We start from the raw sequence: 5,982 nt of genomic DNA, 5'->3' as shown, positions 1-5,982 counted from the left end.
TGTCGATACCGGGACTGCGCGGCAGGGTTGCCTGGGACATGGGCACTTCCGTAATGGATCACGGAAGCTTATACGACAGTACGGGGCGCTTCGAGGGGGTTACRTGCAACCGCGTACGAGGAAGATCAGTATGAGGATCGGAATCGGCACGCCCAGCACCCAGAGCAGGATGTAGCCGATGCCGCCGCGTTGCTTGTCCGCTACGGGGGTGATGTCTTTCTCTTCCATTGCCTGGTGCTCCGCGGTGGATGTGGGTACGGAGATTCGGCCGCTGCCTGTGCACCGCGTGTGACAACGGCGCAACGACGAATTTCGCAACGACACGGTCTTCGCACCTCGTGCATTATTCGTGACGGGCAATCACCAGGAAGGATGTTTTCCATGACCCTGCTCCGCCCCACCCTGCTCGCCCTCGCGCTGGCTGCTGCTTCCAGTCCGGTCGGCGCCGCGACCGTGATCCGCGGCGCACGCGTCATCGACGGCACCGGTGCACCGCCACGGGAGGATGTCACCCTGGTGATCGACGGCGACCACATCTCACTCATGGGCTCGGGCCTTCGCGCGAAGATGCCGGCGGGTACCAAGGTCATCGATTACACGGGAAAGACGATCATTCCCGGACTGGTCTCCGACCACGGACATATCGGCTCCGTGGACGGCAGCAAGAGCGGACTGCCCGAACTCTATACGCGCGAGAACGGGCTTCGCCAACTGCGCCAATGGCGGGCCTACGGCGTGACCACGATGACCTCGCTCGGCGTAAACAACCCCGACATCTTCTATCCCCTGCGCGCCGACCTGCATGCCGGCAACGCCGACGGTGCCGACCTGTTCGGCGCCGACCGGGGTATTGGCGTGCCTAACGGGGCGCCGCCGGCCAAGATGATGCAGGCCGGGCCCAACCAGCTCGACCGCCCTGCCACGCCGGAGGAAGCTCGCGCCGATGTGGACGCCGCAGCGGCACGCGGGACGGACCTGATCAAGATCTGGCTGGACGATTTCAACGGCAGCCTTCCCGTCAAGATGAAGCCGGAGATCTGGCACGCCGTGATCGACGAGGCCCACGCGAAGCACCTGCGGGTGGCCGCGCACGTCTATTACCTGGAAGATGCGCGGCAACTGGTCGACGCCGGAGTGGACATCCTCGCGCACGGCGTGCGCGACAAGCCGGTCGACCCGGGTTTCATCGAGGCGCTGAAACAGCATGCCACCTGGTACATCGCCACACTGGATCTCAACGAAGCTGCGTTCATCTATGCGCGCCACCCCGGCTGGATGGACCGCCCCTTCTTCCAGCATGCCGTGCAGCCAGACCTGGCCAGACAGTTTGCCGATGGCGCGTGGCGCGACAAGGTAAACAACGACGGCTCGACACCGGTCAACGAAGAGGCCTTGCAGGTCAACCTCAAAAACCTGAAGACCCTGCACGACGCCGGCGTGAAGATAGGTTTCGGCACGGATGCAGGCGCCATGCCGCTAAGGATTCCCGGCTTCGCGGAGCATCGCGAACTGGCCCTGATGGTCGACGCCGGCCTGACCCCGCTGGAGGCGATCCACGTCGCGACACAGAGCGCCGCGCAGCTACTGGGCCTGGACGATCGCGGCGTGCTTGCGAATGGCAAGCGGGCCGACTTCATCGTGCTCGATCACGATCCCTCGGGTGACATCGAAGCGACAACGACCATCGACGCCGTGTGGCAGCGCGGTCGCCAGGTTTCAGGGCCCGTCGACACGTTCAAGCCCTGAGCCGGCAATGACCGACGGCCGGGAAAAGATTTGGACCATCTCGCGCGACCTCTACGTGGTGCTTGCGCGCGACGGCCGTTTTCGGGACACCAACCCCGCCTGGCAAAGTGAGCTGGGCTACGAGGCCAGCGAGCTGGTCGGCCTCGACCTCGAGGCATTGGTCCACGCCGACGATCTCGACCGCGCGYGCGACGCGGTCAGCCAGATGTTTGACGGTGACGTTGTCGAAGATCTCGAGTTACGACTGCGCACGAAAGACGGCAACTACCGATGGTTCGCGTGGACCGGCGTGCCTGACGGCAACGTCATTTACGGCATGGGCCGCGATACGCAGCGCCGCCGGGATATGGACGAACAACAACGCCACGCCCAGAAGCTGGAGGCACTGGGGCGCCTCACGGGCGGTATCGCGCACGACTTCAACAACATTCTCGGCGGCATCGGCGGTGCGATCGAAGTCGTCGCCGAACGACTGGACAACGGGCGTCTCGATGGCACGCGCCGGCTGCTCGACGCTGCCAGCGGCGCGGTCAAGCGCGCCGCCGGCCTCACGCATCGGTTGCTTGCCTATGCCCGTCAGCAGGCCCTGTCGCTGTCCGACGTGGACGCCAACGCGCTTGTCAGGGAACTGGATCTGCTACTGCGTCCGCTGATCGGCGAACAGGTCACACTCGACCTCCAGATGCAGGACGGCCTCTGGCGCACCCTGTCCGATGCCAGCCAGTTGGAGAGCGCCGTCCTCAACCTGGCGATCAATGCGCGAGATGCGATGCCGACGGGCGGCATGATGACCATCCGGACCCGTAACGTCGAGCGCGCGGATATCGGCAGGGGACGCCGCGACTACGTGGTGATCACCGTGAGCGACACCGGCACTGGCATGTCGCAGAGCGTGGTCGAGAAGGCGTTCGACCCTTTCTTCACCACCAAGGCCATCGGCCAGGGAACGGGGCTTGGGCTGTCGATGGTGGACGGGTTCGCACGCCAGACCGGAGGCCGCGCCATCATCGAATCCAGCCCTGGCGCAGGCACGTCGGTAAGCCTCTGGCTGCCCCGGCACGTCGGCGAGAATGCTGCCGTCCATGCCCATGTCGACGCTGCGCTCGTGCGCGGCAAAGGCCAGCACGTTCTCCTGGTCGAGGACGAAGAGATGCTTCGTTCCATCGCGCGGGAAGTGCTGGAAGAAGCGGGTTACCGGGTCAGTGACTGCGCCGAAGCCTACGAAGCGCTCCACCTGATCGACGCCGGACCGCCACCCGACATCCTCGTCACCGATATCGGCCTGCCGGGCATGGACGGTCGGCAACTCGCGCTGGCCGTTCGCGAAACCTTGCGGAACGTGCCCGTGCTGTTCGTGACCGGCTACGCGTGGGATGCTTTCGCGGACACGCCCGCGTTGCCGGAGCGCACAGCCATGCTCAGCAAGCCGTTCTCCGTTCACGCGCTCATCGATGCCGTGGCCGATCTGCTTGGCACCACGGGCACGTAACGTGCGCCATCCATTTCGTTGACCCAGGCCCACGGAGACTGGCCTCATGAATCGAACCCGCTATTACGCCCTGCTCGCCCTCATTGCGGCGACGATAGCGATCGTCGTCGTCGGCGGCATTCTTAAAGGCGGCCCAGYCGGCGACACGCCCGACGACGGCGCGCGGGCGCCTCGCTCGCATCCCTCGGAACGTTAAGCAGGCTCGACTTCGTCCGGCGCCACGGCGGTGTCGTGCGCGGTGGCGGTGCGCTGCATGGCGACCAGGAAATCCACCCCATAACGCATGACGAACGGCGCCACCGTGCCGGGCATGAAGCCATCGGGCCAGGGCGCTGCGTTGGAACGGGTGTCTTCGACGACGGGTGAGCTGACTTGCGTGACTCGACGTGCCATGGCCTTGACGGCCCCCTTTTGGTGTTCCCCCATCGCTCTTACTAAGGCAAAACCACGACAAGGTCAATGGGTGGGTCCCCTGCGGCAAAAGCGCACGGCGGGATGACCGTTCTCATCGCCCTCCACATCGGGGCCTAAAATGCGGGTGCACTCCGTGAGTGCCGGAGGTTACCCGTGTCGACCGCATCAGCCATCGCCAGCCAGTCCAGCACCTCACGCCGGCCGTCCGTCTGCTGCAATGCGTCGTGTCGGCACGCCGCCGCCTGTGAAGCAACCCGTGGTGGCGACCCCGACCTTCTCGACATGCGCGAGGTGGTCGAGCGTGTCGGTCCCTTCTCCGAAGGAGACCGGCTCGTCCAGCCCGATGCACCTCACCTTGCCGCATTCGCCGTGCTCAGCGGCCTGGCGAAGACTGTGACCGAAGGGCGCGTCGTTGCCTTTCATTTGCCGGGCGAACTGTTCGCACTCGACGCTCAGCGCACACAGACGCACAGCGCGTCGGTGGTGGCCGTCGGCAAGACGTGGTTTTGCCGATTTCCCCGCACCGCCACCGACGCACTGTGCGAACACAGTGCAGCGATTGCCACCCATCTCCGCACGCTGCGCCGGCGCGAACGCGCCTTTACGCGCCGCGCCACCGACGGATCGGCCCTGGAGCGGGTGACGTCTTTCCTGCTTGAGCTCTTCGATCGCCGCCGCCGGGTGGAAGGCATCGGCAGCGGCTTCGTGCCTCTGCCGATGTCACGCGACGATATCGGTTCGTACCTGGGCATGAGTGCGGCCACGGTGACGCGCATGCTGGCGAGGTTGCGAAGCGACGGATCCATCGCCATCCGTGCGGATGGCGTGGATGTGCTCCATGAAGCATCCCTGCGCGATCGGTTCTTATAGTTTCACCCGCACGCCCACGGTGAAGAACCGCCCGACCACACCGTTCTGCGCATAGGTCGGGTTGTAGTTCAGCGCTGCATAGTTCAGCGGATCGAACGGCGCTTTCTTGTCGAATGCGTTCATCACCGAGCCGGTGAGTGCGATTTTCTCCGTGAGGTCATAGCGGCCCGTCAGGTCGAAGTCCGTGAACGAGGCCATGCGGCAATCCGCCGGGAAGTTGTCGCCCGTATCCGTATTGGTCGAGAAGCAGCCGTCCTGAACGTCCGGCGCGGTCAGCTTCAGTCCGCTGGTGTAATACAACGTGCCGGTGATCGTCGCCTTTCCGAAGGAGATGCTGTTCGCCCACGAGCCACGGTAACGCGGCGTGCCCGCACCTGACGACACACCGTAAGGACCGTGCGTACCGACGAACTCGAGCGTCGTGCCGTCCTCCAGCTTCAGCTTCCAGCTGATGATCTTGGTCAGGTTGATTTCACTGGTGAAGCGCACGTTCTCGTTGAAGCTGTAGCCAGCCTTTAGGTCGAGGTCCACGCCCTGGGTCTTCAGGGAGTTCTGGTTGACCCACGGTGCCGCCACGACCAGGGGCCGCGCAAGCGCGCCCGGCGCCGCCGGGTCCGGACCGTCCGCCACGATCGCCGAGCCCGCCGGCAGTGGCTGACCGGCAAAGTACGCATCGAGCACGGCGTTGGGATCCTGCTGCGCGATCACGCCGGTTTTCTTGATCCGATAGAAATCCAGCGACGCGCTCAGGTCCTGCGTCGGCTGGAACAGCAGGCCGAGGGTGTAGCTCTTGGAGCGTTCCGGCTGGATTTTGGGATTGGACGTGGTGAGGAAAGCCAGCGGATAAGGCTGCACATAGCCGCTGTTGTTATGCGCATTCTGGAAATCCGCCGGTGGCGTGAATGTCGCAAAACCCTCGCTCTGGCTGTTTCCGCTCTCGGAGAATCCCGGCGCACGGTAGCCTTTCGAGAACGTGCCGCGCACGGCCAGCTGCTCGATGGGCTTCCACTTGAAGCCGATCTTCGGTGAGAAGTTGTTACCGAAGTCCGAGTAGTGGTCGAAACGACTCGATGCATCCACTTCGAAAGACTCCGTGAATGGCGCATCCAGTTCGACATAGACGCCTCCCACCGTACGCTGGCCACTCGTACGGGCGACGCCGAGACCCTGTGCCTGCAGGTTCGCGTTGAGGTCCGGGTCGTTCTGCTGTTCATGGCGCACGTCGACACCGGTCGCGAGACCGAGCGAGCCACCGCCCAGATCCATCAATGGGCGCGTCACATGGAAGTCGAGCGATTGCAGGTCGCTGGTCGACGTCTTCCGCAGGGTGGGTGCCAGGGCATCCAGCAACTCGCGCGAGTTCGCCGACGGATTGACGAAGTTGTACGTGCCATTGGTGACAGCGGAAAGCAGGGCACCGTAGTTGAGGAGGCCATCCAGGCGCGTATCCAGCGAATCATGGT

General features: G+C 64.4%; 7 protein-coding genes. 4 read left to right on the top strand and 3 right to left on the bottom strand.

What is annotated here, in order from left to right:
• Positions 1-99 precede the first annotated feature (99 nt).
• On the bottom strand, positions 100-228 hold the full coding sequence (locus AC1DT2_RS14285) for a hypothetical protein (protein ID WP_477297013.1): 129 nt from the start codon (positions 226-228) through the stop codon (positions 100-102).
• A 153-nt stretch (positions 229-381) separates the two neighbouring features.
• Between AC1DT2_RS14285 and AC1DT2_RS14280 the strand changes: the two genes are divergently transcribed.
• The 3 genes from AC1DT2_RS14280 to AC1DT2_RS14270 are packed head-to-tail and all read left to right on the top strand — an operon-like array spanning position 382 to position 3,431.
• A complete protein-coding gene (locus AC1DT2_RS14280) occupies positions 382-1,746 on the top strand; it encodes an amidohydrolase family protein (RefSeq protein ID WP_477297012.1) in 1,365 nt (454 codons plus the stop codon).
• A 7-nt stretch (positions 1,747-1,753) separates the two neighbouring features.
• Positions 1,754-3,235 carry a hybrid sensor histidine kinase/response regulator gene (locus tag AC1DT2_RS14275; protein ID WP_477297011.1) on the top strand — a complete coding sequence of 494 codons (1,482 nt, stop codon included), beginning with the start codon at positions 1,754-1,756 and terminating at the stop codon, positions 3,233-3,235.
• A gap of 46 nt (positions 3,236-3,281) precedes the next feature.
• Positions 3,282-3,431, top strand: a complete 150-nt coding sequence (locus tag AC1DT2_RS14270; protein WP_477297009.1) for a hypothetical protein — start codon at positions 3,282-3,284, stop codon at positions 3,429-3,431.
• On the opposite strand, the gene AC1DT2_RS14265 is transcribed toward AC1DT2_RS14270, so the two are convergent.
• Complete coding sequence (locus tag AC1DT2_RS14265; protein WP_477297008.1) at positions 3,428-3,628, bottom strand: hypothetical protein; 201 nt, start codon at positions 3,626-3,628, stop codon at positions 3,428-3,430. The two genes, AC1DT2_RS14270 and AC1DT2_RS14265, sit on opposite strands and share 4 nt — an antisense overlap.
• Positions 3,629-3,802: 174 nt before the next feature.
• Here AC1DT2_RS14265 and AC1DT2_RS14260 point away from each other — a divergent pair, with 174 nt between their 5' ends.
• Complete coding sequence (locus tag AC1DT2_RS14260) at positions 3,803-4,519, top strand: Crp/Fnr family transcriptional regulator (RefSeq protein WP_477297006.1); 717 nt, start codon at positions 3,803-3,805, stop codon at positions 4,517-4,519.
• On the opposite strand, the gene AC1DT2_RS14255 is transcribed toward AC1DT2_RS14260, so the two are convergent.
• Positions 4,514-5,982, bottom strand: a 1,469-nt coding sequence (locus AC1DT2_RS14255) for a TonB-dependent receptor domain-containing protein (protein ID WP_477297004.1), incomplete at its 5' end; no start/stop codon positions are given. The two genes, AC1DT2_RS14260 and AC1DT2_RS14255, sit on opposite strands and share 6 nt — an antisense overlap.

The organism is Luteibacter sp. P4_E6, from assembly GCF_056401535.1.
This window is presented reverse-complemented; position numbering and strand designations above follow the sequence as displayed.